Origin of the sequence: Pseudophaeobacter sp. C1-32P7 (assembly GCF_041008775.1) — a bacterium.
GTDB lineage: Bacteria > Pseudomonadota > Alphaproteobacteria > Rhodobacterales > Rhodobacteraceae > Phycobacter > Phycobacter gallaeciensis_A.
Genome location: NZ_JAXGFR010000071.1, coordinates 1 through 1856 on the forward strand (window position 1 = coordinate 1; position 1856 = coordinate 1856).

Annotated in this window: 3 protein-coding genes; all 3 read left to right on the top strand. The window is 59.9% G+C overall.

Annotated elements, in window-relative coordinates:
* Positions 1-277: 277 nt before the first annotated feature.
* Positions 278-1282: a hypothetical protein gene (locus SM763_RS24090; RefSeq protein WP_369000118.1), complete on the top strand. Its 1005-nt coding sequence runs from the start codon at positions 278-280 to the stop codon at positions 1280-1282.
* Positions 1283-1294: 12 nt separating this feature from the next.
* On the top strand, positions 1295-1630 hold the full coding sequence (locus SM763_RS24095) for a hypothetical protein (protein ID WP_369000114.1): 336 nt from the start codon (positions 1295-1297) through the stop codon (positions 1628-1630).
* Positions 1631-1633: 3 nt separating this feature from the next.
* Positions 1634-1856 (top strand): hypothetical protein (locus SM763_RS24100; protein ID WP_369000116.1); only part of this gene is annotated, 223 nt, incomplete at its 3' end.

Below are 1856 nucleotides of genomic sequence, written 5' to 3' on the forward strand. Positions count from 1 at the left end.
GCCGATCCCGCAGCGATCGGCGGCCGAGGCGGACTTTGACACCAAGATGTCAGCGCTGTTCCAGCACTTTGCCACCACCCACCGGGCGGAGCTGATCGCGCTGATCGACTTTTTGAAGACGGGCAGCACCATCATCGGCGGTGCGCTGAATGCCACCACCGTGGGGCTGGATACCCCTGCAGAGGGGAAGTTTACCACGCTTCTGGCCGACGCCCTCGGCGGGGCTGCGGTGCAAAGCTCAGCGTCAGATACTGATGGTGACGGCAAATTGGTGCGGATGGATGGGGCCGCTGCTGCTGCGCTGAGCCGGTTTGGCTTCTATCGGTCAGCGGGTGACGCATACAATATTGATGAGGCTACGGCGGGTGAATTCGGGCTGGTGGCTACCAGCAATCTAGGCACTTGGCCGTCAGAAAACCCCGGGCCATTTGCGTGGGTAACTTCCCAGAGCATCTATAGTGATGCCGCCGTATTGCAGCGGGCCATTTACGGTTATGCCTCAACGGGAACCCCTGGCAACGTGCGTACGTTCGAGCGTATCCGTGCCAATGATGGCTCCGCGTGGTCCGAATGGACAGAGGTTGTGACCAGTGCAAACGTGCAGGCCAATGGGTTTGATCGGACCTCTGGGGCATTGCTCAAAGTCGGGGCGTTCGGGTTGGGCGGTCTGGGGGAGGTGATTACTGATTTCTCCACTGCCCCGCAATTTTGTGAGTTCATCGCTGGTGGCGGCGGAGGTGTGATAGACGGCCCCCCTGACAATGGTGCGTATCGTCCTGGGTTGGTGGCGTTTCGTTCCGCCTCTGACAGATCTTCAATTCTCATGTTCACAACCAATGGGATTGCGGTGCGCAACTACATTGCGGGCGCTCCCGACGGTGACTGGATTACCTTGTTCAGCAACAAGAACTTGGTCGGAACCGTCTCCCAATCCGGTGGTGTTCCAACCGGTGCGGTGATCGAGCGCGGCAGCAACGCCAATGGGGAGTACGTGCGCTTTGCTGATGGGACGCAAATTTGTTGGTGTGAGAAGACATCAACGGACGCGCAAAACATTGTGTCTGGGGCGCTGTATCGCACAGCTGGGCAAAGTGTTTCGTTCCCAGCGACTTTTGCGGACGCCTCTAAGGTTCAGGTTTTGCCTGGACACACCGCCGATACGGCCGCCTGGTTCACCACTGATCCGCCTACGGTCAGCGCAGCGCATGTTCGACGTTTGGGAACCCTCAACACAGGAACCAACATCACATACCGCATCACAGCCATTGGGACATGGTTCTAACGGAGCACTCACATGCAAATTACCTTCAACTGCATAGCCGGTCTGCCCGGCCAGCCTGAAACAAGTGCCAGCGTCAGCGGCGAAGTAATCACCGTGGATGGCGTCGCCTATGACCTCTCCGCCGTGCCCGCAGACGGCTATGCCGAACCGGAGGGCGAGCATCCCTTCACAGGCCGCATTGAGCGCATCGGAGGCGAGCTGCATCTGTCCCTGCGTTGGACCTATGACACGTCCACCGCCGAGGCTCACCAGCCCTCGGCCACGCCTGTCCTGGCCGTCACCGAAGGGGAGGTGCCCGATCCCATCACCCGCAAGCCTGCACCGCAGCCTGAACCTCAGGAGGCCTGAGCCATGACCTTCACCCTCAAGATAACCACAGCTGCCGAGATGGCCGAACAGAATCTGGTGCTGTTCATGGGAGAGGCAAAGGCCGAGTGCCGACGCCGGATCCTTGCTGTCGTCAATGAGACCGCTCAGATCAATCTGGCCGCTGCCGCTGCTGCGGATCAGCTTACCCCTGAACAGCGCACCGCCTATGTGGCGGGGTTGGACTGGATCATGCAGATGCGCGCCG

Bases quoted from the DNA above. Each gene is read 5' to 3' on its own strand.
- SM763_RS24090 (WP_369000118.1), top strand. From the start codon at position 278: ATGGATGGGGCCGCTGCTGCTGCGCTGAGCCGGTTTGGCTTCTATCGG.
- SM763_RS24095 (WP_369000114.1), top strand. From the start codon at position 1,295: ATGCAAATTACCTTCAACTGCATAGCCGGTCTGCCCGGCCAGCCTGAA.